The organism is Haloarchaeobius sp. FL176 (assembly GCF_024609245.1).
GTDB lineage: Archaea > Halobacteriota > Halobacteria > Halobacteriales > Natrialbaceae > Haloarchaeobius.
Genome location: NZ_JANJYH010000003.1, coordinates 380,789 through 405,286, shown reverse-complemented (window position 1 = coordinate 405,286; position 24,498 = coordinate 380,789). Strand labels below are relative to the sequence as shown.

General features: G+C 68.5%; 25 protein-coding genes. 15 read left to right on the top strand and 10 right to left on the bottom strand.

The window, feature by feature from the left end; genetic code table 11:
- Positions 1–60: 60 nt before the first annotated feature.
- A complete protein-coding gene (locus NO978_RS08250; protein WP_257299081.1) occupies positions 61–1,206 on the bottom strand; it encodes an XdhC family protein in 1,146 nt (381 codons plus the stop codon).
- Positions 1,207–1,312: 106 nt separating this feature from the next.
- Here NO978_RS08250 and NO978_RS08245 point away from each other — a divergent pair, with 106 nt between their 5' ends.
- Together NO978_RS08245 and NO978_RS08240 are read left to right on the top strand one after the other, a co-directional pair.
- The gene (locus NO978_RS08245) at positions 1,313–1,891 is read left to right on the top strand and encodes a hypothetical protein (protein WP_257299080.1); all 579 of its coding nucleotides are present in this window, start codon (positions 1,313–1,315) and stop codon (positions 1,889–1,891) included.
- Position 1,892: 1 nt separating this feature from the next.
- Complete coding sequence (locus tag NO978_RS08240) at positions 1,893–3,107, top strand: glycosyltransferase family 87 protein (protein ID WP_257299079.1); 1,215 nt, start codon at positions 1,893–1,895, stop codon at positions 3,105–3,107.
- A 104-nt stretch (positions 3,108–3,211) separates the two neighbouring features.
- Here NO978_RS08240 and NO978_RS08235 read toward each other — a convergent pair whose 3' ends face one another.
- A complete protein-coding gene (locus tag NO978_RS08235) occupies positions 3,212–3,457 on the bottom strand; it encodes a UPF0058 family protein (RefSeq protein WP_257299078.1) in 246 nt (81 codons plus the stop codon).
- Between the two features lie 85 nt (positions 3,458–3,542).
- Complete coding sequence (locus NO978_RS08230; protein ID WP_257299077.1) at positions 3,543–3,737, bottom strand: DUF5800 family protein; 195 nt, start codon at positions 3,735–3,737, stop codon at positions 3,543–3,545.
- A gap of 103 nt (positions 3,738–3,840) precedes the next feature.
- On the opposite strand from NO978_RS08230, the gene NO978_RS08225 reads away from it, so the two are divergent.
- Both NO978_RS08225 and NO978_RS08220 read left to right on the top strand, forming a co-directional pair.
- On the top strand, positions 3,841–4,695 hold the full coding sequence (locus NO978_RS08225; RefSeq protein ID WP_369684123.1) for a polymer-forming cytoskeletal protein: 855 nt from the start codon (positions 3,841–3,843) through the stop codon (positions 4,693–4,695).
- A 233-nt stretch (positions 4,696–4,928) separates the two neighbouring features.
- Entirely contained in the window at positions 4,929–5,351 is a 423-nt protein-coding gene (locus NO978_RS08220) for a hypothetical protein (protein ID WP_257299076.1), read from the top strand.
- A 137-nt stretch (positions 5,352–5,488) separates the two neighbouring features.
- Here the strand turns inward: NO978_RS08220 and NO978_RS08215 are convergent, their stop codons facing one another.
- Entirely contained in the window at positions 5,489–5,998 is a 510-nt protein-coding gene (locus tag NO978_RS08215) for a hypothetical protein (protein WP_257299075.1), read from the bottom strand.
- A gap of 165 nt (positions 5,999–6,163) precedes the next feature.
- Between NO978_RS08215 and NO978_RS08210 the strand changes: the two genes are divergently transcribed.
- The 4 genes from NO978_RS08210 to NO978_RS08195 all read left to right on the top strand — a co-directional run bounded on the left by NO978_RS08210 (position 6,164) and on the right by NO978_RS08195 (position 9,050).
- Positions 6,164–7,345, top strand: a complete 1,182-nt coding sequence (locus NO978_RS08210; RefSeq protein ID WP_257299074.1) for a redox-regulated ATPase YchF — start codon at positions 6,164–6,166, stop codon at positions 7,343–7,345.
- 65 nt (positions 7,346–7,410) lie between these two features.
- Positions 7,411–7,866, top strand: a complete 456-nt coding sequence (locus NO978_RS08205) for a hypothetical protein (RefSeq protein WP_257299073.1) — start codon at positions 7,411–7,413, stop codon at positions 7,864–7,866.
- A gap of 93 nt (positions 7,867–7,959) precedes the next feature.
- Positions 7,960–8,340 (top strand): hypothetical protein, encoded by a 381-nt coding sequence (locus NO978_RS08200; RefSeq protein WP_257299072.1) that lies wholly within the window; start codon positions 7,960–7,962, stop codon positions 8,338–8,340.
- A 47-nt stretch (positions 8,341–8,387) separates the two neighbouring features.
- Positions 8,388–9,050, top strand: a complete 663-nt coding sequence (locus NO978_RS08195) for a hypothetical protein (protein ID WP_257299070.1) — start codon at positions 8,388–8,390, stop codon at positions 9,048–9,050.
- Positions 9,051–9,140: 90 nt separating this feature from the next.
- Here the strand turns inward: NO978_RS08195 and NO978_RS08190 are convergent, their stop codons facing one another.
- The 4 genes from NO978_RS08190 to NO978_RS08175 all read right to left on the bottom strand — a co-directional run bounded on the left by NO978_RS08190 (position 9,141) and on the right by NO978_RS08175 (position 13,868).
- Positions 9,141–9,992: a UbiA family prenyltransferase gene (locus NO978_RS08190; protein ID WP_257299069.1), complete on the bottom strand. Its 852-nt coding sequence runs from the start codon at positions 9,990–9,992 to the stop codon at positions 9,141–9,143.
- A 111-nt stretch (positions 9,993–10,103) separates the two neighbouring features.
- Positions 10,104–11,810 carry a bacterio-opsin activator domain-containing protein gene (locus NO978_RS08185; protein WP_257299068.1) on the bottom strand — a complete coding sequence of 569 codons (1,707 nt, stop codon included), beginning with the start codon at positions 11,808–11,810 and terminating at the stop codon, positions 10,104–10,106.
- Positions 11,811–11,924: 114 nt separating this feature from the next.
- Complete coding sequence (locus NO978_RS08180) at positions 11,925–13,046, bottom strand: pyridoxal phosphate-dependent aminotransferase (RefSeq protein ID WP_257299066.1); 1,122 nt, start codon at positions 13,044–13,046, stop codon at positions 11,925–11,927.
- 84 nt (positions 13,047–13,130) lie between these two features.
- Entirely contained in the window at positions 13,131–13,868 is a 738-nt protein-coding gene (locus NO978_RS08175; protein ID WP_257299065.1) for a proteasome assembly chaperone family protein, read from the bottom strand.
- 95 nt (positions 13,869–13,963) lie between these two features.
- On the opposite strand from NO978_RS08175, the gene NO978_RS08170 reads away from it, so the two are divergent.
- Both NO978_RS08170 and NO978_RS08165 read left to right on the top strand, forming a co-directional pair.
- Positions 13,964–14,890, top strand: coding sequence for an RsmB/NOP family class I SAM-dependent RNA methyltransferase (locus NO978_RS08170; RefSeq protein ID WP_257299064.1), 927 nt, complete (start codon positions 13,964–13,966; stop codon positions 14,888–14,890).
- Complete coding sequence (locus tag NO978_RS08165) at positions 14,887–15,390, top strand: hypothetical protein (RefSeq protein ID WP_257299062.1); 504 nt, start codon at positions 14,887–14,889, stop codon at positions 15,388–15,390. Before NO978_RS08170 ends, NO978_RS08165 begins: the two co-directional genes overlap by 4 nt.
- A 165-nt stretch (positions 15,391–15,555) precedes the next feature.
- Here the strand turns inward: NO978_RS08165 and NO978_RS08160 are convergent, their stop codons facing one another.
- Complete coding sequence (locus tag NO978_RS08160; RefSeq protein WP_257299061.1) at positions 15,556–17,079, bottom strand: DUF790 family protein; 1,524 nt, start codon at positions 17,077–17,079, stop codon at positions 15,556–15,558.
- Positions 17,080–17,168: 89 nt separating this feature from the next.
- On the opposite strand from NO978_RS08160, the gene NO978_RS08155 reads away from it, so the two are divergent.
- The gene (locus tag NO978_RS08155) at positions 17,169–17,639 is read left to right on the top strand and encodes a hypothetical protein (RefSeq protein ID WP_257299060.1); all 471 of its coding nucleotides are present in this window, start codon (positions 17,169–17,171) and stop codon (positions 17,637–17,639) included.
- Here NO978_RS08155 and NO978_RS08150 read toward each other — a convergent pair.
- Entirely contained in the window at positions 17,590–18,954 is a 1,365-nt protein-coding gene (locus NO978_RS08150; RefSeq protein WP_257299059.1) for a DEAD/DEAH box helicase family protein, read from the bottom strand. The two genes, NO978_RS08155 and NO978_RS08150, sit on opposite strands and share 50 nt — an antisense overlap.
- A 122-nt stretch (positions 18,955–19,076) precedes the next feature.
- Between NO978_RS08150 and NO978_RS19940 the strand changes: the two genes are divergently transcribed.
- From NO978_RS19940 to NO978_RS08130, 4 genes are all read left to right on the top strand, one after another.
- Positions 19,077–20,081 carry a nucleotide exchange factor GrpE gene (locus NO978_RS19940; RefSeq protein WP_369684122.1) on the top strand — a complete coding sequence of 335 codons (1,005 nt, stop codon included), beginning with the start codon at positions 19,077–19,079 and terminating at the stop codon, positions 20,079–20,081.
- Between the two features lie 149 nt (positions 20,082–20,230).
- Positions 20,231–22,114: a molecular chaperone DnaK gene (gene dnaK / locus NO978_RS08140; RefSeq protein ID WP_257299058.1), complete on the top strand. Its 1,884-nt coding sequence runs from the start codon at positions 20,231–20,233 to the stop codon at positions 22,112–22,114.
- Positions 22,115–22,270: 156 nt separating this feature from the next.
- Entirely contained in the window at positions 22,271–23,443 is a 1,173-nt protein-coding gene (dnaJ, locus tag NO978_RS08135) for a molecular chaperone DnaJ (protein ID WP_257299057.1), read from the top strand.
- 282 nt (positions 23,444–23,725) lie between these two features.
- Complete coding sequence (locus NO978_RS08130) at positions 23,726–24,442, top strand: hypothetical protein (protein WP_257299056.1); 717 nt, start codon at positions 23,726–23,728, stop codon at positions 24,440–24,442.
- Positions 24,443–24,498: the final 56 nt, after the last annotated feature.

Here is a 24,498-nt window from a genome sequence, read left to right as displayed (position 1 = left end):
GCCGTAGCAACCTCAGTGGTTCCGGGCGCGAGTTCACGCTCACGCAGCAGTGCCGACAGCTCAGTCGTCGACGATTATCTCCCGCTCGCCGTGGATGGCTCCCTCGCGGCCGCGGAGCCGGCCACCGTCCCGCCCGTTCAGCACGGCGAGCGCCTCGCTGACGATGCTGAGGGCGATCTGGACCGGCTCGCCGCCCCCGACGTCGAGGCCGACGGGCGTGGCGACGCGGGCCAGCTGCTCCTCGGTGAACTCGACCCCGTCGGCGGCGAGCTCCTCGCGGATCTCCTCGAAGCGCTCTCGCGGGCCCATCAGCCCGACGTAGGGCGCGTCCGTCTCCAGCGCCGACGCGAGCGCGAGCTCGTCGTCGAGCTTGTTGTGGCTCATCAGCACGACCGCGGTCCGCTCGTCGGCGTGCTCGCCGAGGTCAGCGGGCCGCAGCGACACCACCTCGTCGGCCGCGGGAAACCGCTCCGGGTCGGCGTGGCCGCCGCGGGCGGTCGCGACGGTCACCGCGAAGCCGACGTGCCGGGCGAGGTTCGAGACCGGCCCGGTGTCGGGCTGCCCGCCGAAGACGAGCATCTTCGGTGCCGGCTCGACGCCGTCGACGAACACCGTCACGTCGCCATCCTCGGTCGAGACGGTGCGGGCAATCCAAGTGCCCGTCTTCGCGCAGTCGACGGCCTCGTCGCGGATCGCCGCGACGACCGCATCCGGGAGTCCGGGCCGGTCCGACGGCGTGGTGACCGAGCCGTCGGTCTCGACCACGGCGCGCGCACCGAGCGGCGCGTCGCCGTCCACGGCGGTCACCGTCGCCACCGAGTCGCCCGCGTCGAGCGCCGCGAGCACCGGGTCCCACGAGTCGTCGACCGGCTCGACCAGCACGTCGATGACGCCGTTGCAGCCCAGCCCGAGCCCCCACTCCTCGTCGTCCATCAGGTCGAACGTCTCGCTGACCGGCTCGCCCGACTCGAACACCCGGCCCGCGAGGTCGACGACCGGCCCCTCCAGACAGCCCGCGGTGATGCCGCCGAGGTGGTCGCCCTCGGGCGTCAGTACCATCTTCGCCCCCGGCCGGCGGTACGCCGACCCCTCGACGTCGACCACCGTCGCCACCGCGCCCGCCTCGCCCGATTCGCGGAGCGACGTGAGCCGCCGCTTCACGTCGAGTGCGGTCGCACTCCAGGGGTCTGCCGCAGATTCGTGCATGGTATCATCTAGCAGTCGAGGTGGTTTAGCCGTTTTCCCGGCTTGCAGGCAACGCACCGTCGGACAACCCGACGTTTCAAATCCCACACCGTCCAACCCCTTCTCGATGGAGAAGACGCCGACGGGGACCTCCGTGGGGGTGGACGACCCGTACGAGCACGCCACCCTGTGCGACCACCTCACGGGCGAGGGCACCTGCCGGTACGCGTTCGAGCACCCCCAGCACGACCCCGAGTTCGCCCGAGAGCGCCGCGCCGACGAGTTCGCGTGCCCCGTCGTCAGCGACGACGCGGGGCCGGACTGGGACTGGGACGACTGCCCGCACTTCCGCGCGACGGCGACGGACCGGGAGTGCGCACGGTGCGGGCTGGAGGGCAAACCGATGCAACTCGACGACGAGCGGCCGCTACTGGAGGAGCACCACCTCTCCTACGCCGACGCGGGGCAAGAGGTGAGCCACGAGATCACGGTGTGCCTCTGCCGGTGGTGCCACGCGAAGGTGCACGACTCGTGGGCGCGGGTGACGGACGACGCGAACCCGGACCCGGCGGCCATTGCGGCGCTGGAAGAGCGCCGGAGCCGGGAGCAGCGCGAGCTGTCGTTCGACACCGCGCGGGAGCGGCGGTCGGGGGACGACAACGAGGGCGACGACCGGCGGGGTGGGCCCTCCAGCGACGGGGACTGAGATGGACCGGCGTACGGCCCCACGGCTGGTGCTGCTCTCGGCGGTCGTCGTCGGCTGCGTCATGCTCGGCTCGCTCTGGCTGAAACGCCCGGGAGACATCGGACTCGACCTCGCGGTGTACCGGACAGCCGCCGACGCGTGGCTCTCGGGCGGGGCGCTGTACGGGGTCTCGCCGGCCCGCGCCCCCGAGTTCACGTTCCTCTACCCGCCGGTTGCTGTCCTGCTGTTCGTCCCCTTTGCGGTCGTGCCCGAGTCGGTCGCGCTCGTGGCGTTCACGGGCCTGAACGTCGCGGCTGGGCTCGCGCTCGCCGGGGTGATCGTCCGCTACCTTCGCGAGCGTGGCGTCGCAGTGTCTCGGGTGGACGTTGGACTGCTCGCGGCGGCGTGTACGGTGTCGGGCTACCGTGGCGCGTCGCTGTTTTTCTCGCAGGTGAACGTGTTCCTGGCGCTGGCGCTGGCGGTCGGGTTCCTCGCGCTGGAGCACGAGCGGGAGACGCTGGCGGGCGCGGCACTGGCGCTGCCGGCGTTCATGAAGCTGTTCCCGGTTGTCGTCGGCGCGTGGCTGCTCCGGCGGCGGGCGTGGCGGGGGGTCGCGGCGGCGGTCGGCGTCGGGGTCGGGCTGCACCTGCTCGGGGCGGTGCTGCTCGGGCCGGACCTCGTCGCGACGTACGTCGAGGTCGCCCTGTCGGAGCGGACCGGCGTCGGGGTGTTCGCGGGTGGGCTCCCGGCGACGGAGACGTACCTGACGCTGCACCGGGCTGGCTCGCACCTCGTCGGCGGGGGCAGCCTGGCCCGATACGGCTTCGCCGCCGCGGTGCTGTTGCCGGCGCTCGCGGTCTGTTACCGGGACGTCTCGACGCCGGACCGGCGGCTCACCGCGTGGTTCGCGACGCTCGTCGCGATGCTGCTCGGCTTCCCGTCGTACCAGGTGTACGTCGGACTCGTCCTCTTCCCACTGTTCGCCCTGGTGTACGCGTTTCCGGGGGGCCGGGTCCGACAGCTGTTCCTCGTGGGGGCCGCGCTGTCGACGACGGTGTACGCCGGCGGGGAGTTCGTCGCGGCTGCGGGGGCCGTGCCCGCCGTCGGTGGACTGCTCGCTGCCGCGCTCCGCCCGGTGCTGACGCTCGCGGCACCGGCGACGTACGGCCTGCTGTGCTGTCTCGCTGCCTGCGTGGCGTTCCACCTGACGGCGGCCGCGGGTGGGACAGGCAGGTGAGGGCAGCGGCGGCTCTCGGGAGGGGGTCCGACGAACGGAGGAGGTCTGCCTAGTGGACCAGCGGCGGCTCTCGGGAGGGGGTCCGACGAACGGAGGAGGTCTGCCTAGTGGACCAGCGGCGGGTCGCTGGGTTCGTCTTCGGTGCGCGCCTCGATGGCGGTCTCGATGCCGGCGAGCAGGCGGTGGATGGCTGCTTCGTGGTCTCGTTTGTTCCGGTTGCACGCGTTCGGGCTCACGCCGAGTGCGTCGTACGCCGTGAACGCGTCCGGCGGCACCGACTCCCCCGTCTCGATGTCTCGACGCACCAGGCTCAACAGCTGGTGTACGTGGAGGAGTTCTTGTTTTCGCATCCAACAGTGATTGCTGTTCAAGCTGTGTAAAGGTGTAGCATCGTTTACGGGGCCTGGCACTACGGAGCCGCCCTGAGTGCGAGGGTCAGATGATGTCACCGAGGCGCCGCGGCTCGCCCCGCAGGTCGGGGTTCTCCTCGACCATCTGGAGCACCTCGTGGTCCGTCACGTCGCGGTAGTCCTTGCCTGTGGCTTCCTCGATGAGCGCGCTCTCGAGTCGGAACTCGGTGCCTTCGTACACTACGTCGCAGCCGTCGTCGTCGAACGAGAGTGTTGTCATGTTCGGACGGAGGTGACCCGACGGTAAAAACCCACAGAAGCGCGTCTGACGGGCGTCAGACGCGGACACGGGGTTTAAGAGGCCGTAGAGCCGATACGGCTGTGTGTCGCTGAGTACGGACCCACTCGACGAACTCTCCATTCCCGACGGGACGACGGTGGAGGAGCACGACCTCGTGACCGACGGCGACGTGCTCATGGGCGGTCGCTCGACCGTCGAGTTCGGCATCCGGGGACGGAACGTCCTCGCGGGCGAGGGAGTCCGCATCGGCGGTGGCGTCGAAGCAGAGGCGGACTGCCGCCTCGACATGTGGTCGGACGTGGCCGGGAACGTCCTCGTCGGCCGCGACGCGTTCATCGGCGAGCGGACCCACATCGGCGGCCAGCTCATGGTCTCGGGTGACCTCGACGTCGGCGACGACGTGGACATCGAGGACGGCTTCGAGGCCAACGGCTGGATCGTCATCCGGAACCCGATGCCGACGATCGTCTTCCTGTTCGTCTACCTCAAGCAGCTGATGCTGCTCGGGGAGGAGGAGGCCGCAGAGAACCTGGTGAACGAACTGTCCGACGAGGAGGACCCCGAGGAGCCGCCGCTCATCATCCCACGGGGCGCGACGGTGAGCGACGACGCGTGGCGCGTCTCGACGCCCGCGACGGTCGGCGACGACTGCCGGCTCCACGGCAACATCCGCGCGGAGTCCATCGAGGTCGGTCAGGACTGCAACATCTTCGGCAGCCTGCGCGCGAAGCACGACATCTACATCGGCGAGGGAACCCGCGTCCACGGCGACGTGACCACGCGCAAGGGCGAGGTCCGCATCGCCCCCGGCGCGCTCGTCCTCGGCGACGTCTCCTGTTCGGACCTCGAAATATCGAAAGGCGCGGAGGTCGACGGGACGATGCGCGCCCGCGGCAACATCACGATGCAGGGCATCGCGCGGCGGGACGTAGAGTAACGCGCGACCTCGGGTAGTTCCTCAGCGGTTTCGTAGAGTCCGTCCAATCGTCGAAAGCGTAGTTTTCACCCTGAATACAGCGTCACCTTCACAACCAACCAACGCGAGAGAACCAGGGTAGTGTCTACTCATAGACCGCGTTGCAGATGAAACGTCCACCTCACGGACCCATATCTTTTCAGTACAAGGTAGAGCACCGCCATAGTATGCAACGGAGAGGTCTATTGGCAACAATGACTTCGCTTGCCGTCTTGGGTAGCGGTTGCTCGTCAGACAGCCAGTCGGAATCACTTGAACCTGTAGAGAATCCCCCCGACTGGTTAACTGCGGGGGACGAGTGTGAGTCGTCATCGGCAGACGGCTATCTAAACCTGACTGGAAGGAAGGACGATGTAGCCGATTCTATCGCAGTAGTCGAATTTGAACGACTCTCCGAAGAATCTCAACTGATGGTTCGATTCGAAGTACAGCATGAAATTGCCAAAACTTGTACGGATGCTAGTGGATTTTCGACCCTCCTGGCAGAGATTGATAATATGGGGCGTGACCCATATCGGGAAGAGCACGGAGAGAGACCGGAGGCAACTGCTATCAAAGTTGGAAACGGGTACTACGAGATAATCCGGATGGTCGTCTACGACCAGGTCTTAGAGTAGGAAAGTTATCGTCGAGCTGTCGAGTTTACTCTGTACAGATCGCCATCTATAGTTGCCATTCTATTCTCTCTCGACGTCTCCGATAGAAAGCCTACGCGTTCTTCTCGATTCGTTCCGCTACTCGTCGATAGTCGTCTCTAACAGCACCTCGGGCTCGACGAACTCGCCCTCCCAGACGACGGTGACGGTCTGGCCGGCTTCGGCCTCGAAGAACACCTTGTTGCCGACGGAGATGGGGTAGTCGACGGGGCGGCCTGGCGCTCGCCCACCTGGTCGTCGTCGGCGACCCAGTACGTGAACGTCTCGCGCTCGTCGAGGGCGGTGGTGCCGACGAAGCTGCTGGTCGATGTGGCGTCGGGGACGACGGGGACCCGGTCGCCGTCGACGCGGACTTCGACGGCGGCGGTCGCGCCGGAGGTGATCTCGTCGCCGTCCATGTGGACGGCCTTCCGCCAGGTCTCTTCGGCGGTCTGGATGGCCATGTTCAGTTCCGGTGCGGCACGGGGGTCGGTGCGTGTCGTCCCCGTCTCGGTCGGGTCGGTCGGCTGGCCGCCGGGTCCACCCGTGTCGAGTGTGGAGACACAGCCGGCGAGGCCCAGCGTCGCCAGCGTCGCCGTCGTCGTGGTGAGGAGGTCGCGTCGTTTCATACGTGTAACCGTTCATACGATAGGGTTTTAGGAGGTTTCGGCTTGTCGCCGCTTCGTGTTGCGTTCTCTCGGTGCGTGCCAACCTGTCTCGTACTGTCACGGGGTTGATGCGAACTGTCTCACCGACCGAAAGGCAGTTTCCCGCGGCGCGAGTAGCCGCCCAGTATGCTCTCTATCGCGCTGGCGGGCAAGCCCAACGCGGGCAAGTCCACGTTCTACTCGGCGGCGACGCGGGCGGAGGTCGACGTGGCCAACTACCCCTTCACGACCATCGACGCGAACCGGGGGGTGACCCACGTCCGGACCGACTGTCCGTGTCTCGACCGCGACGAGCGCTGCGGGAACGACAACTGTCACGACGGCAAGCGCTACGTTCCCGTGGAACTGCTCGACGTGGCCGGTCTCGTCCCCGGTGCGCACGAGGGGAAGGGGCTCGGCAACCAGTTCCTCGACGAGCTGACGAACGCGGACGTCATCATCAACGTCGTCGACGCCTCCGGCGCGACCGACGAGAAGGGCGAGCCAGTCGAGGCTGGCAGTCACGACCCGCTCGACGACGTAGACTTCATCGAGGAGGAGATGGACCTCTGGCTGGCGGGCATCGTCGACCGCAACTGGGAGTCCGTCGAGCGCAAGTCCCGCTCGCCCGACTTCGACCTCGACGAGGCGCTCGCCGACATGCTCACCGGCTTCGGCGCGAGCATGGCCGACGTACAGGCCGTCATCCGCGGGCTGGACTACCCCTCGGACCCGATGGCCTGGACCGACGAGGACCGCGAGGCGCTCGCCCGCGACGTGCGCCGACGCACGAAGCCCATCGTCGTCGTCGCCAACAAGGCCGACGTCGCCCCTGCCGAGAACGTCGAGCGCCTCCTCGCGCTCGACAAGCCCGTCATCCCGGCGACGGCACAGGGGGAGCTCGCGCTCCGGAAAGGCGCTGATGCCGGTGCCGTCGACTACGACCCCGGCGACGACGCCTTCGACATCCGCGGGGAGGTGTCCGACGCCCAGCGCGAGCTGCTCGACGGGCTGCGCGACACCATGGCGGAGTACGGCGGGACGGGGGTACAGGCCGCTCTCGACTACGCCGTCTACGACCTGCTCGACCACCTGACGGCCTACCCCGTGCAGGACGCCTCGAAGTGGACCGACGCGAAGGGGAACGTGCTGCCTGACGCCTTCCTGTTGCCTCGGGGATCGACTCCCGTCGACCTCGCGTACGCGGTCCACTCCGACATCGGGGACGGCTACCTGCACGCGGTGGACGCCCGCAGCTCGCGGGAGATCGCGGACTCGTACGAGCTGGCGGAGGGCGACGTCGTGAAGATAGTCTCGACCGCGAAGTAGATCCGGTCCTGAGACCGCCCATCTCGGGAGTAAGCTATTCGCTTTCGGGGTCACAATTCGAAACGATGCCCTCCACCCGCCGCAACGTACTCCGAGCGACGCCGGTACTGCTCCTGTCCGGCTGTTCCGGAATCGATTCGTCGCCGGCGACCCCGTCGACCAGCGAACCGCAACCGTCGACTCCGCTAACCGCCAAGGTCCCACGTATCGAGTCGTACCCGTTCACGTTCGAGTCCACCGTCGAGGTGACCGACGGCGGAGTCCGTGGCTGGTTCTTCGACGGAACGTTCACGAAACATGCGACGGTGTCGGGAACGGTCGCCGACGGCGACCCGGTTTCGGTCGCGGTGACCGAGGAGGACGTCACGACTGCCAGCTGGCCAGCGTCGGTAGTCGCCGAGGAGACCGCCACCCAGTCGTTCGAGCTGGATGCGGAGGTGACAGACGGCCACGGCTCGGTCCTGCTGGACTGTGGCCCGGGCAACAGCGTCGAACTGCGTGTCGAGGTGACCACGATATAGGGCCGCGTTCTTCTCGGTCGGTGGACGCGCTGAGACCGCGAACAGCCAGCGAGCACCCAATCGCTTTTCTCCGCTTCCAACCACGGGCTCCACATGGTCGAGACGCTCTCCATCGACGAGCCGCAGCCGAGCCAGCTCTATCTGAGCCGGCGGAAGCTCGACGGTGTGCTCTCGTGGTTCGACCCCGACGAGCCCGACTACGACCCGTTACCGGTCATCGAGCTGGACGGCGAGTGGGTACTCATCGACGGCCACACCCGGGCGTTCGTCGCGAGCCTCGCGGGGGCCGAGGAGCTACGGGTCGTCCACGACACCGACGACCACCCGCGCGAGGTCTACCGGCGGTGCGTTGGGTGGTGTCGTGAGGCGGGTATCACCGGGGTCGCGGGGCTCCACGGGCAGCTCGTGAGCGAGGGTGCGTACCAGCGGCTGTGGGTCGACCGCTGTCAGCGGGTGGCGCGAGAGGAGGGCTGACGGGGGAAGCAGTACACTCAAGCACCGTCGCCGGTTATACAGGTCAGATGTCACGTCGAGACGAACGGCTCGCCCGCGACACCGAGGTCGACTCGGTGGCGACGCTGTTCCTCTGGGTCCGGGGCGGTGCGTTCGGCGCGTTCGCGTTCCTCTTCGGTGTCGGGTTGTTCCACTTCCTCCTCAGGTCCCGGTTCGCCGGCGAGGCGGGCGTCGCGGCCGCGGCCATCGGGCGGTGGCGCGTCTCGGCCTGGGTGTACTACAACGCCCATCTGGTCCCGACCGATGGGGTCGCTCTGGAGGCGGTCTCCGTGGTCGCGGATGGGGGGAACACGCTGCTCCGGCTCGCGGCCGCGGACCCGCTGCTGTACGGGCTCTGTCTCCTCCCACCCGCGATGCTCGTGGTCGGGGGCTACCGGACGGCAAAGCGCCGGCCGAAGAACACGCGGTGGCCCCGGGCGGGGGCCGCCGTCGCACTTGGCTACGGCTTCGTCGCGGCCGTGTTCCTCATGTTCGCGTCCATCCAGCCCGCGGGGCCGGTCCCGGGCGTGCCGGAGGGGACCCTGCTTCGGCCGAACCCCTTGCTCGCCATCGGGCTCGCCGCGTTGGCGTATCCCTGCGTGTTCGGGCTCTTCGGCGCGGTGCTCGGCCGACGTGCGCCGTGGACCAGACCGAGCAAGCAGCACCAGGACCGTCAGCGTCACCGGAAGTAGGCGGCCGCGCCGGCGCACCGCTTCGGCGACGACCCGTACCGACGGAGCCCGCGCTCCGGGGCACATCGAACGCCGCCGCAGTGGGGCCGGTCACGACAGCGGCTGGTAGTACACCGCGACGAGCAGTACGGCGAGGAACAGGTAGCAGCCCCGCACGAGTAGCATCGTCGCCAGCTCGTCGGTGCCGCGGCGGGCGAACGCCGCGACCGGCACGAACACGAGGACGGCAGCCGCGGCCGACGGCGGGAACACGCTGACGGCGGCGAACGCGAGGACGGCGACGAGTCCGACCGCCATCAGACCGAAGGCGACGGTCCGGGCGCGCTCGCGCCCGACGACGACGGCGACGGTGCGTTTGCGGATGGAGCGGTCGTAGTCGTAGTCCTTCGCGTCGTCGATGACCTTCACGCCCGACAGCAGCACGAGGAACACGACGGCGAAGGCGACCGGGACGGCTGCGAAGCCGGCGGTCTGGACGTAGTAGCCGCCGACGATGGCGACCGCGATACCGAGCGGGTAGCCCGTCGTCGCGGTGACTGGGTTCGTGTCGAGCTGTGGCGCGTGGAGGTAGGCGATGACCCAGCACGGGAGCGTGACGAGCGCGGCGATGGGGCCGACGAACAGCCACAGCGCGCCGAGACAGAGGAAGAACCCGCCGGTCGAGAGCGCGAGGGCGAGTCGGCAGCCACGCTCGGTCAGGGGATGGTCGTCGTCCTCGTCGCGCACGTAGAAGTCGACGTAGCCGTCCTTCACGTGGGCGGTGTAGACCGCCAGGAAGACCGCGACCATGTGGACCGCGCCGAGGACCACGTCGAACTCCCCGGCGAGGACGCTCCCGAACCACGACGCGGCGAGCGGCGGGAGCATGAACACGGGATGGACCTGCGAGGAGAGCGCACGAGCGTCGGCGACGACTCCGGAGTCGTGCCGGGAGAACGTCATGCGGTACCATTCGGCACCGACACCAATAACTCCGCGGGTGGGCGACGGGGCTGCCGGTGTGGGGTCGCGGTGTGGGCCAGCCGCCCGGAACGGCGGTCCTGGCAGGGTTTTTCAGACCGTCTCGTCGACGAACGACTCCAGCAGCTTGCGCTCGGCGGCGCGGAGGTGCTCGTGGAGCGTCGGCGCGGCGATGTCCATCGCCTCGGCGACCTCCTCGGCGGTGGAGTCGCGCGGCCACTCGTAGTAGCCTGCGGAGTAGGCCGTCTCCAGCGCTGCCTGCTGACGGTCGGTCAGCCGGTCGCTGAGGCCCTGCCGGAACGACTCCGTGGACTGGACCGAGCGCTCGACCTCCCGCTTCGAGACGAGGTCGGTGTCCGCGTACGCCGACTGGACGGCGCCCGCGATGGCCTTCAGATCGGCGTCGGGCGCAGCCTCGACGACGACGGTCCCCTCGCCGTCGGTGACGTCGAACGACCGGACAGTCGCACCGACGGCAGAGAGCGTCTCGATGGCGGCCTCGGTCACGGAGAGTTCGAGCAACGATTCGTCGCCGTCCGCCACGAGCCGTGCGTTCGCGATGGCGTCCAACTCGGCCGCGAGAGCGAGGGCCTCCTCGCCGTTGCCGCCGACGAGGTCGACGAAGCAGGTCAGTCCGGAGTCGTCGTTCGAGGCGACGCCACGCAGCGAGAGGTCGCCGCCAGTCTCGCTGGCGATGCGGACGAGCGGGTCCGACCGGTCGCTGTGGCGGAACTCCAGCTCGGCGACGGTGTCCGCGAGCAGGAGGCGGCGCTGCTCGACGGCCGTGATGCCGTTGGCGATGCGAGCGCCGAGCTGGGCGAACACGTCGGTCTCGTGGTCACTGACGGTGTGCTCCGGCGTCGTCCCGACGACGAGCGCGCCGTAGGACTTCTCTCGGTAGGACAGCGGCGTGACGAGGACGGTGCCGTCCGCGAACCCGTCCAGGTCCACATCGAGCTCGGGCAGCAGCTTGAGTTCGCCGTCGTCGACTGCCGATTCGACACCGGGGGCGAGCTCGTTCCCGGTGATGTCGGCGTCCTCCGTCACCGGACCGGCGGCCTCGCGGAGCCTGACACCCCGGCTGTGGTCGGTGTACTCCACGACCAGCGAGGCGCGGTACGGTTGGGTCCCGACGACGGCCTCGCAGACCGCGGCGTCGATCGCCTCCCGCGTGTCGGAGTCGACCAGCGCCCGGTCCACGCGTCGGATGACCCGGTTGACGTTCGTCAGTCGCTCGAGCTGTTGCTCGCGCTGTGCGATCGCCTCCTCGTTCGCCTCGTACGTCTCGTCCAGCTCGCTCTGGAGTTCGACGAGCTGGTTCTCGTCGCGGAGTGTCTCCCGTTCGCGGGTCGACAGTGCGGCCTCCGTCGCCTCCAGCGCGAAGTACTCGCGGACCTCCTCGGAGAAGTCCGAGCGCGCGAGCAGCTCGTCCGCGGTGTCGACCACGTCGTCGCGGTCGACGGGCTTCACGAGGTACTCGTCGAACGGCATGTCGACGATGTCGGTGTCGGGCGCGACGGCAGTCATCATCGCGACCGGGAACTCGTAACCCTCCTCGCGGAGGACGTCGAGCGTCTCATCGCCGGACTTGCGGGGCATCCGCCGGTCGAGGAGCACGAGGTCGACCTCGTCGTCGACCGCTTCGAGTGCGTCCTCGCCGCTGTAGGCGGTCCGGACGCGGTAGTCGTCGTCCTCCAGCCAGTATCGACACGTGTCCGCGAGGTCCTCGTCGTCGTCCACCACGAGGACTGTGGGTCGGGAGCCCCCCACCTCTGCGTCCCGCGACAGGTTCGTTGCCATTGAGGATAGGTATGGGACCGACGAGCAAATGGAGTCGGACCTAAACAGTTTGGTTCAGCCGTGGACAGTGCGGTTGGCTGACCAACTGCGGTGGGTTCGTGTGGTTCGTCCAGCTCAGCGGACTGCCTCGGTCGCCTCGCGCATCACGTCCAGCGCCTCCTCGAGCTCCTCCGTGCTCGTCGCGTAGGAGATGCGGGCGTAGCCCTCTCCGTGCTCGCCGAACGCCTCGCCGGGGACGACGACGACCCCACGGTCGAGTACCTCGTCGACCCAGCCCTCGGGGACCTTCGGCATGACGTAGAACGCGCCCTTCGGTTCGGGCACTTCGAGGCCCATGTCGGTGAGGCCGTCGACGACGAGGTCGCGGCGCTCCTCGAACGTGGCGACCATCTCGTCGACGACGTCCTGCGGGCCGTCGATCGCGCCCTCGGCGGCGTACTGTGCAGGTGCCGACGCGCAGGCCTGCACGTACTGGTGGACACGGAGCATGCGCTCGACGCGCTCGTTCGAGCCGACCACCCAGCCGAGCCGCCAGCCCGTCATCGAATACGTCTTCGAGCAGGCGGAGACGACGACGACGTTGCCGGAGTCGGTGTACTCCATCGGGGAGTGGTGCTCCCCGTCGAAGACGATGTGCTCGTACACCTCGTCGGAGACACAGAGCACGTCGTACTCCTCGGCGATGCGGGCGAACTCCTTCATGTCGGCCTCGGACTGGACCGCGCCGGTCGGGTTGCCGGGGCTGTTGACGATGAACGCCGCGGTGTCCTCGGTGATGTGCTCCTCGACCGTCGCGGGGTCGAGCGTGAGGTCCTCGCGGAGCGGCAGCGGTTTCGGCTCGCCGCCCGCGACGTGCGTGAGTGCCTCGTAGGCGACGAAGCCGGGGTCGGGGTAGATGACCTCGTCGCCCTGGTCGACGTGGGCCTCCATGACGAGGTGGAGTGCCTCGGAGCCACCGGCGGTCGCGATGATATCTTCTGGGTCGACCGCGAGGCCGCGGTCGCGCTCGAACTTCGCCGAGATGCTCTCGCGGAGCGATTCGGTGCCCTTGTTCGAGGTGTAGGCGTCGGTCTCGCCCGCCTGGATGGCCTCGACGGCGGCCGAGCGCGCGTGCTCGGGCGTCGGGAAGTCGGGCTGTCCGAGGCCGAGGTTGATGGCGTCCTCGCCGGCCGCCTCGAAGACCTCGCGGATGCCACTGATACTGACCTGTTCGACCCGTTTCGAGAACTCGGTCATACACCAACCAGCGTAGCGATTGCGGATAACTCTTGATGTGATTCGTGGTATCGAACCACACCGCAGCCACCGACGAGGGACTGGCTACTGGTACATCCGGAGCGGCTGGGCCTGCGAGCTCTCCTCGTCTTTCGCCTTGCGCATCTTCTCGGCGAGCTTCTCCTTCTGTTTTCGGATCTCCTCGGCGCGGTCGACCAGCTCGGAGATATCGACCTCGATGCCGGTCAGCGTCCCGATGCCGTGCTCGATGAGGACGCGAGCCGCCTCGGGGTCGGGGAAACGCTCGTTCGACTGCACGACGAGGCCGACACCGTCGAGGCCGACCTCGCCGGCCTCGTTGAGGAACGCACCGGTCGGTCCGCTGACGACACCGTTCTCTGGTGGCACGTCGATGTCGACGTCGTCGAGCTGTCCGCCGGCGTCCCCCGTCGCGATGCCGAACAGCTCGGGGACGCCCGACTTCTCGGCGGGGAGCCCGCTGAGGAAGATGGGGGTGACGTTCTCCTCGTCGAGCCAGCTCACCAGGCAGTCGGCGAACTCGGCGACTGCGGCGGAGTTCACCGGGATGTCGCTCTGGAGCGCGACGAGGTCCTCGTCCGGGGCGGCGTAGATGCGGACCGGCGGCTGGATGGTCCGCTCGCCCTCGTGGTAGACGCCGATTGGGGCGAGGCTGTCGCAGTGGACCGTGCCGTACAGCTCCATGTCGAACTCATCGACGAGGTGGTCGGTCGCTATCTTCCCGACGAGGCCGACGCCTGGCATCCCTTCGACGAGCATCGCACCATCCACGTCCATCTCCGCGTGCTGCTGGATGTGTCCCATATCCGGACCGACACACCGACGTGAAGTAAAAGCTCTCCCACCGGTGCGGTGGCCGTTCGAAACCGACAAACCGCTCCCCCGCGAAACCGTGCTCGATGGAGCCATTCCAGCGGTACCGGGACGTCGTCGACGACTTCGAGGCGTTCATCGACGCCTGTGAGCGGTCGCTTTCGATGGCGGTCCGCGTGAACACGTTGAAGGCGACGCCCGAGCAGGTCGAGCGCGCGTTCGACGAGGCGGGCATCGGCTACGAGCGCGCCGACTGGCACCCCCACGTCGTGCGCGTCGAGACGGATACACCAGGTGTGACCTGGCCGAGCATCCACGGCTGGGTCCACGGGCAGGAGGAGGTGTCGGCTATCCCGGCGTCCGTCCTCGCGCCGGAGCCCGGCGACCGCGTCCTCGACGCCTGCGCAGCCCCGGGGAGCAAGGCGACACAGCTCGCCGCGGAGATGCAGGACGAAGGGACACTCGTCGCGAACGACAACAACCTCGGCCGGCTCTCCGCGCTGCGGTTCAACTGCGAGCGCCTCGGCGTCACCAACGTCGCGGTCACGAACCGCGACGCGCGGAACTTCTCGCTGAAGCCCTTCGCCGCCGAGGACGAGCACGAAGGCCCGCAGTTCGACCGCGTACTCGTCGACGCGCCCTGCTCCTGTGAGGGGACCATCCGGAAGAACCCGGACGCCCTCGACGGCTGGAGCGAGGACCACGTCGCCGGCATCGCGGGCGTCCAGAAGGGCATCCTCCGGCGGGCAATCCAGGTTACCCGCGACGGCGGGCACGTCGTCTACTCCACGTGTACGTTCGCCCCCGAGGAGAACGAGGCCGTCCTGGACCACGTCCTCCAGAAAGAGGACTGCCGCCTCGTGGACTACGACCTCGCGCTCGAGCACGACGACGGGCTCACCGGATGGCGCGACACCGAGTTCGACCCGCAGGTCGCGAAGGCAAAACGGGTCTACCCCCACCAGAACGACACGGGCGGCTTCTTCACCGCGAAGCTGGAGGTGAGCGCATGAGCGAGAACGACGGGCAGCGCTTCGACCGTCTCCCCGCCACGGCGGCCGACCGCGAGGTCGACGGCCGGGCCACCCGCGAGGCGGTCGTCGACTGGTGGGAGAACCGGTTCGGCATCCCCGCGGAGACGTTCGACGACCACACGTTCTGGGAGAAGGGCGCGGGTAAGATCTGGATCTTCGCGGGCGACGCGCCGAGCCCCATCGCCATCGAGGGGCTCGGGATGACGTTCCTCCGCACGCGCCAGGAACACTGGAAGCCGACGACCGATGCCGTCCAGCGGTTCGGTCGACTCGCCACGAAGAACGTGTTCGAGCTGACCGACGAGCAGGCCGAGCGCTTCGTCGACGGTCAGGACCAGGAGATACCCTACGACGGCGACTGGGGCTACGTCATCGCCGCCCACGAGATAGCGGGGGACCGCGAGCCCATCGGTGTCGGGCTCTACGTCTACGGCGAGCTCAAGTCGACGGTGCCGAAGGGCCGCCAGCGCTCGGTCTGAGTCGTTTCGCCGTCCGACCCTTTTTATCCGGATCCGCGTCCAGACACGGCGTGCCCTGACCACGCGACGCGCGACGGCCGAGGCGGCTGCGTGACGCACCGTCGCGCGAACGAACGGCGTCGCCTGTTCGCCATCCCAGCCAGCGACGGTACGGCCTCCGCCCGCTCATCCTCCGCCGCTGTCGGCCTCTCGCACCGTCCCCCCGTCCAGTCCGGCCCACTCGACCCGGTAGCCCATGTGGGAGAGCGTCGCGCTCGCGTCGTCCAGCCCGAACTCGTCGAGCACCGCCTCCGCCTCGTCGAGCGTCATCCCTGCCACGACGCGCTCGCCCACCACGTCCAGCACGGCGGGCCGAACGAGCGTCCGCCCGACGCGCTCGTGCTCGGGGAACGACTTCCCCTCGACGGCGCTCTCGCTGACGCCGTGCCGGTCCGCCAGTGCCGACAGCGTCACCACGTCGTCGTCGGGAACGAGGGCGTCCGGTAACTTCTCGGCCGCCGTCGCGACCAGCTCGTCCTCGTAGTGCCGGAGGGCGTCGCGGACGTCCTTCACGCGGATGGTCCGCGAGTAGGTGATGACGCGGTGGTCCATCGCCGAGATCTCCTCGCCGACGCCGAGCGACTCGTCCACCGCGACGAGCATCTCCACGTCCTCCAGCTCGTCGAGCTGGGCGAGCTTCTTCGCGACGTACTCGGGCGTCCAGAACCCCATCACCTCGAAGTAGACCCGGAACTCGTCGTCGCCGGGACGCCAGTCGAACACGAAGTCCGGAATCATCACCCGCGAGCCGGTCGCGAGCGGTTCGGGCTCGCGGACGATGTCCCAGTCCAGCCCGAGGGACTCGAACCGCGTCGCCACGTCGCGCTCGACCTCGCTGTCGAACTCGACCTCCGCGACCGGTTCGGTGCCGGGCACCCGAACAGGGTCGTCGTCCGTCAGCACCAGCTCTCGCTCGGTGCCGTGGTCGTCGATGGTCGCCGCGAGTCGCCAGTCGTCGGTCTTCGCGACGGTGCGGAGCAGCCGGGCGAAGCGGGTCCCGTAGCGGCGCGAGCGGCGGAACAGCGCGTCGGGGCCGGTGACGACGACCTCGCGGCCGTCGTCGGTCCGGTGGATCTCGTACAGCAGCCGGAGGCGCTTGACCGCCGAGACGAGCGCCTTCGGGTCCGACGAGCGAACCCGGACCTCGGTCGCGTCGAACAGCGTCGTCTGTGCGAGCGAGAGGTTGTACTGCGCGACGAGCTCCGCTGGGGACCAGGGCGCGTCGACGCTCTCGAGTACCTGCCGGTCCTCGAGGTCGGCGTAGAGTGACCTGGCGAGGTCGTCGGCGTCGACGCCGCGCGCCGTCGCCGCCCGTCCAAGTGCCTCGTCCCGCTCCGCGGCGGTGACGACGCCGACCGTTTCGGCGGCCTCGAACGCCGCTCGCCGAGCACGCTCCGGCTCGACCGGTGCGCGTGTTTCGAACATCGTCTCCCGTTCGACGAGCTTCGCGAACCCCCGGACGAGCTTGAAGTCCGGCGCGTCGGCCTCCAGCTCGGCGAGTGCGTCCCGGAGGTCCCCGCGCTGTTCGCCGACGTGGCCCTGGAACACGCCGAGCGTGCGCGCCGCGAGTTCCTCGTGCTCCGGACGGGCGAACTGCGGGTGATAGCCGCCGCCGGCGCGTGACACCCGGAGCAGGTCCTTCGTCAGCATCGTCTGCTCATGGGAGACGGGCAGTGAAAAGCGCAACTCCCCGACCCGAGTCACAAAGGTTTCGTACCGACCCACCGAAGCCGCGGTCGATGCGACGGCGTGCCCTCTGCCGGAGCCTCGTCACCGGGGCCGTGCTGCTCGCGGGCTGTAGCCGCCGCCCTGGCGACCAGCCCGGCGCGGACCAGCGGCCGCCGGAGACCGAGCCCGACGTGCCGACCGAGGACGGGTCGACGCCGACGACGGCGGTGCCGACGACGCGGCTCGGTCGCGACCTGTCGGTCGGGCTGGAGACCGACGAGACCGACGACCAGTTCCTCGTGACCGCGGTGGTCGCCAACAACCGGGAGACGATGGTCGACCTGACGCTCGTGGCGGTCTGGACGCGTGACGGGGAACGACTGGAGCGGGCGCGTCGAGTGCGGCTCGCTGCCGGGGCGACAAGCCGGTTCGAGTTCACGTTCGACCGAGTCGGCTCCATCTCCTTCGAGTGGCGCGAGCCGGCCGGGAGTGCTACCCCCGACGGCGGCTCGCGACGCGCTCCTCGGCGGTCTCGGCGCTGACGAGTTCGTACAGCAGCGCGCGCCCCCCGTCGGCTTTCGGGCGGAGGATGCGCCCGAGTCGCTGGGTGAACTCGCGCTCGCTCCCGCTGCCGGAGAGGATGACGGCGACGTTCGCGTCGGGGACGTCGACGCCCTCGTCGAGGACGTTCGACGTGACGACCCGCGAGTAGGTGCCGTCGCGGAACTTCTCGAGCACGTCACGACGTTCGCTCGTGCCGGTCTCGTGCGTGATGGTCGGGACGAGGAACCGTTCCGAGATGTCGTACGCGAGCTCGTTGTGCGCCGTGAAGACGATAATGCGGTCGTCGCGGTGGTCGTCGAGGATGGATTCGAGTGCGTCGAGCTTCGCCTGGCTGCCCATCATGATGCGGCGGGCGCGCTGTTTCGCCAGCAGCGCCTCGCGCGCCTCGGGGTCGGTGCCGGAGCGCTTGACCAGCTCCTGGTAGTCGCTCCCGCTGGTGAACCGGATGTTGCTGCGGGCGAGGTAGTCGGTGAACGTGGACTGGTGTTCCTCGTAGCGCTCGCGCTCTTCGGGCGTGAGCTCGACGGTGAGCCGCTTCACGTCGTAGCTGGCGAGGTGGTCGCCGGCGAGGTCGTCGGCCGCGAGGCGGTAGACGAGCGGGCCGACGAGTTCCGCGATGACCTCGTGCGCGTCGTCGGGGCGCTCGAAGGTCGCGGTGAGACCCATCCGGGCGGGTGCGGCGAGTAGTCGCCCGATGTCGCGGTAGCCCTCGCCGCCGAGGTGGTGGACCTCGTCGAAGATCACGAGCCCGAATCGGTCGCCGATATCGGCCGCCTTGAGGTACGCCGAGTCGTAGGTCGAGACGGTCAGCACTTCCTCGCGTTGGTCGCCGCCGCCGAACTGGCCGACTGGCACGTCGAACTCGCGTTCGAGCTCGGTGCGCCACTGGTGGACCAGGTCGAGGGTTGGGACGACGACGAGCGTCGGCGTCTCGAGTCGCTCGATGGCACCGATGGCGACGACCGTCTTGCCGCTGCCTGTCGGGAGTTCGATACAGCCGCGGTTCGGGAGAGGTTCGTCGCCGTCGCCTCGTGCGGCCCACGCGTCGAGCGCGTCCTGCTGGTAGCTGCGGAGCTCGTAGTCGGACTGGAGTTCGGTCACTGGGTCGAGAGAGAGCGCGTGATCGTCGACCGCGCGGTCGTGGCGGGCCAGCCAGTCGCGAACCGCGGCGTACCGGTGCGCCGGCGCGCGGCCGGCGTCGCTCCGGGCGTCGTACTCGACGTCGGGAATCTCGTCGAGCCCGTCACCGTCTACCCGCAGCGTGCCGTCCTCGAAGCGGAGCGAGACCGTCACGGGCTGGTGATTGCCACCCGGGCGAGTTACGTGTTCCGGGTGGACGGGTGACCGACGACTTCGGCTGTGCCCCTCGCCGCGTACCTGAACCCTTTTGTTCACCCACCGGTTTTGTTTCGCACATGGACGAAGACGAGGATACGGAGCAGTCGGCCCGAGAGGAGGGGTCGGCAGCCGCGGACGAGCCGCCGGAGTCGCCTCCGGACGAGGTCGAGGAACCCACTGACGACGCGGCGGTCGACGAGGAGGAGACCGCCGACGCGTCGGCCGAGTCCGACGCGTCAGCGTCCACGGACGAGCCCGCCCCCGAGAGCGCACACGCCGACGAAGCGGAGTCGGCAGCGGACGAGGGTGAGGGCGCCGCTGCATCGGACGAGGAGGGCCAGCGGGTGGCCTCTCCCGTCGGTGAGGACCTCGTCGAGCGCGCCAGCCAGTACGACGAGGAGCTCGGGGCGGAAGTGGCGGCGCTCGTCGAGCGGGCGTTCGAGCTGAAGGACGACGCGGACGACCTGCATCGGCGGGTCGACGAGCTGGAGGACGAGGTCGAAGACCTCGAAGAGGAGCGCGAGGGTCTGAAACAGCGTCTCGTCCGGAAGCAGGCGGACTTCAAGAACTACAAGGAGCGCTCGAAAAAGAAGCAGGACCAGATTCGAGAGCGCGCCACGGAGGACCTCGTCGAGCGACTCCTCCCGGTTCGCGACAACCTCACCCGCGCGCTCGAACAGGACGGCGAGGACGCGGACATCCGCGGGGGTGTCGAGGCGACGCTGCGCGACTTCGACCGCGTGCTGGAGGACGAGAACGTCGAGGAGATCGTCCCGTCGGCGGGCGACGAGGTCGACCCGCAGCGCCACGAAGTGATGGTACGGGTCGACAGCGAACTCCCCGAGGGCGAGATCGTCGACGTCTATCGGCCGGGATACGAGATGGCCGACAAGGTCATCCAGACCGCGCAGGTGACCGTGAGCAACGGTGCCGACCACGAGCCCGACGAGGCGGTCGCACTGGGCGGCGAAGTCGAGGAGGGTGACGCAGCGGCCGAGGCGACCGACGGAGCGTCGGAGACATCGAACGACGAGGAGGCGCCGGCGGAGGAGGAAGCCGCCGCGGGCGACAACCGGCACTGACGGCGGTCAGTGGCCGGAAGCGTAAAGCCAATTCCGACGAACGCGAAAATTAGCCTTACGGCCGGTATGGTAGCGAGTAACGGCTTTAATTCGTTGCCGAGTCGAGTAAAGCAAGTTTTAAAAGCTCAAGCGAGTTAGTAGACCCTAACATGGCGAGCAACAAGATAATCGGAATCGACCTTGGGACGACCAACTCCGCGTTCGCGGTGATGGAAGGTGGCGATCCGGAGATCATCGTCAACAGCGAGGGCAACCGGACGACGCCCTCGGTCGTCGCGTTCACCGACGACGGCGAGCGACTCGTCGGGAAACCGGCGAAGAACCAGGCGATCCAGAACCCCGAGCGCACTATCGCGTCCATCAAGCGCCACATGGGCGAGGACGACTACACAGTCGATATCGACGGCGAGGACTACACGCCACAGGAGATCTCGGCGATGATCCTCGGGAAGCTCAAGCGCGACGCCGAGGAGTACCTCGGCGAAGAGGTCGAGAAGGCCGTCATCACGGTGCCGGCGTACTTCAGCGACCGCCAGCGCCAGGCGACCAAGGACGCCGGCGAGGTCGCCGGCTTCGAGGTCGAGCGCATCATCAACGAGCCGACCGCCGCCGCGATGGCGTACGGGCTCGACGACGACTCCGACCAGACCGTCCTCGTGTACGACCTCGGGGGCGGCACGTTCGACGTCTCCATCCTCGACCTGGGTGGCGGCGTCTACGAGGTCGTCGCCACGAACGGTGACAACGACCTCGGTGGCGACGACTGGGACGAGGCCATCATCGACTGGCTCGCCGACGAGTTCGAGGACGACCACGGCATCGACCTGCGCGAGGACCGCCAGGCGCTCCAGCGTCTGAAGGACGCCGCCGAGGAGGCGAAGATCGAGCTCTCCAGCCGGAAGGAGACGGAGATCAACCTCCCGTTCATCACGGCGACCGACGACGGCCCCATCCACCTCGAGAAGTCGGTGACGCGGGCGAAGTTCGAGAACCTCACGCAGGACCTCATCGAGCGCACGGTCGAGCCGACCGAGCAGGCTCTCGAGGACGCGAACTACGACAAGGCCGACATCGACGAGGTGCTGCTCGTCGGTGGCTCCACCCGGATGCCCCAGGTCAAGGAGAAGGTCTCCGAGCTCATCGGGCAGGAGCCCAAGAAGAACGTCAACCCCGACGAGGCCGTCGCGCTCGGCGCGGCCATCCAGGGCGGCGTGCTCGGCGGCGAGGTCGACGACATCGTCCTGCTCGACGTGACGCCGCTCTCGCTGGGTATCGAGGTCAAGGGCGGGCTGTTCGAGCGTCTCATCGAGAAGAACACGACCATCCCGACCGAGGAGTCGAAGATCTTCACCACGGCCGCGGACAACCAGACCTCCGTCCAGGTCCGCGTGTTCCAGGGCGAGCGCGAGATGGCCGAGGACAACGAGCTGCTCGGTGAGTTCCACCTGACCGGCATCCCGCCGGCGCCGGCCGGAACGCCGCAGATCGAGGTCACCTTCAGCATCGACGAGAACGGTATCGTCAACGTCTCCGCCGAGGACAAGGGCTCGGGCAACCGCGAGGACATCACCATCGAGGGTGGTGCGGGCCTCTCGGACGCCGAGATCGACCAGATGCAGGCCGAGGCCGAAGAGCACGCCGAGGAGGACCGCAAGCGCCGCGAGCGCATCGAGGCGAAGAACAACGCCGAGGCGACGCTCCAGCGCGCCGAGACGCTGCTCGACGAGAACGAGGACGCCGTCGACGACGACCTCCGCGAGACCATCGAGGCCGAGATGGACGAGGTCGAGGCGGTCATCTCCGACGACGACGCGAGCAAGGAGGAGATCGAGGACGCAGCCGAGTCGCTCTCGACTGAGCTGCAGGAGATCGGCAAGCAGATGTACGAGGGCGAGGCGGCCGCAGGCGGTGCCGGCGCCGCAGGCGGCGCGGCAGGCCCCGGCGGCGCAGCCCCCGGCGGTGACGCGGCCGAGGACGACGGGGAGTACGTCGACGCCGACTTCGAGGACGTCGACGAAGACGACGAGGAATAGGCCGTCTTCGTCGGCCCGTCAGACCCAGTCCGGCGGCGTTGACGAGGAGTACGCAGTCGAATCCGACGACGGCACCGCCGTCGTCCCCCGACGGGGACGCTCGCCAGCCGAACCCGTTCTTTTCAAGTGTTCCAATCCGCTACAGTGTGATAACCAATGAGTGAGGACTTCTACGACGTTCTCGGTGTCGGCAAGGACGCGTCCGAGGACGAGATCAAGCAGGCCTACCGAAAGAAGGCCGCCGAGTACCACCCGGACGTGTCAGATGCGGAGGACGCCGAGGAGAAGTTCAAGCAGGTGAAGAAGGCGAAGGAGGTCCTCACAGACGACCAGAAGCGCCAGGCGTACGACCGCCTCGGCCACGAGCGCTTCGAGCAGGCGGAGAAGCGCGGCGGCTTCGACCAGGGCGCCGGCGGTGCGGGCGGCTTCGGTGGCGGTCGCGGCGGGGACCCCTTCGGCGGCCAGGGTGGTATGGGCGGCATCAACGACATCTTCGAGCAGTTCTTCGGCGGCGGGCAGGGCGGCCAGCGCGGACAGAGCCGCGGGCCCCAGCCCGGCCGGGACCTCCGGACACAGATCAGCCTCGACTTCGAAGAGGTGTACGAGGGCGTCGAGAAGCAGGTGACGATCTCACGGCCCGGGCACTGCGACACGTGCGAAGGCGAGGGACACCCGCCGGACGCCGACGTCGAGACCTGTCCCGAGTGCAACGGCCAGGGTCGGGTCACGCGCGTCCAGCAGACCCCTCTCGGGCGGGTTCAGGAGACCCAGACCTGCCGCCGCTGTGAGGGCGAGGGTGAGCTGTACGACGAGCAGTGTGCCGACTGTGGCGGCGACGGCGTCGTCGCGGAGGAGGCCTCCCTCTCCGTCGAGATTCCCCCGGGCGTCCAGCACGGCCAGACCATCCGGATGGGCGGCGAGGGCGCGGTCGGCGAGCCCGGCGCGCCACGTGGCGACCTCATCATCGAGATCAGCGTCGCCGACCACGAGGACTTCGAGCGCGAGGGTGACGACCTCTACTACCGGCTCCCCGTCTCGTTCCCGCAGGCGGTCTTCGGCGACACCGTCGAGATCGAGACCCTCGGTGGTCGCGTCGAACTGGAGATACCCGAGGGCACCCAGAGCGGCGAGACCTTCCGCCTGCGCGACAAGGGGATGCCGCACCTCCGTCGCCGGGGCGAGGGGGACCTGTTCGTCCAGGTTCACGTGGTGACGCCGTCGGACCTGAACGAGGAGCAGCGCGAGGCACTGGAGGCGTTCGCCGAGGCCGGCGGCGAGGACATCGAGGTGAAGAAGGGCTTCTTCGAGAAGATTGAGAGCTTCTTCTGAGAATATCGGCGCTGTCTGTTTCAACCGTCGTTCGATCTCTCGAACGGACAGTCTCTATGCTGTCTGGAACGACTGGCGTCGACAACAGCCAGAAGGCCCCCGGGCGTCTCGACTCCCGGTCCTCGCTCCGCTCGTGGCGACGCGGAGAACGTCGCCCCGTTCAGTCCCATCCACACAGCACCGCAACTGCACCGCAGGCCTCCCCAGCCGATTCGCTCGGTGGCGCTCCCCCACCCTCGCGAACTCCACGCACTTTTGCCCGCCTGTACCCAACGCCGAGGTATGAATACGCTCGCCGACGTGCTGGCACGGGATCGACGGAGCGATTCGCCAGCGCTGTTCGCGGAGGGGCCGACGACCCAGCGTTACGACTACCGCCGCTTCCTGACGACGGCGTGGAAGACGGGCAACCTCCTGCACAAGCGCGGCGTGCGGACCGGGGCCGAGGTCGCAATCGTGTCGTCGCCGCGCGCCCAGCCCGTGCTGACGTTCCTCGGGGCGTCGCTGCTGGGCGCGGTGACGACGTTCGACCCGCCCACTGCGGTCGAGGCGCGGGCGTTCGTCGCGCCGACGGACCGGCTCGGTGCGTACGACATCGCGCCGGGGACGGCGACGGTGGGCTACGGCACGGAGCCGGAGACCCCGGCGCACGACTACTGGGAAGGCGGGGTCTGGAGCGAGAACCCGACGATGCCGCCCGAGCCGACGTCGCCGTCCGACGCGATTCTCGACGACGGCGACCGGCAGTACACGCACGGGGATCTGGTCACCGGGGCCGAGTGGGTTGCCGACGAGCTGGGCCTGACCGCCGACGACACGGTCGCGGTCAGCGGGACGGTGGCCTCGCCCGCGGTGCTCACGGCCGGCGTCGTCGCGCCGCTGGTCGCGGGGGCATCTATCCGATTCGACGGTGGCGACGAGGACGCCGTCGCAGTCGCGGACGGGACGAGCGTCGACGTGTCGCCCGGGTTCTTCGAGCGGGTCGAGACGTCGCGGTAGCGCGGGAGTGGGCGTTTCTGTCACTCAGAGAGATACGTCACCGCAGGTGAAAACGA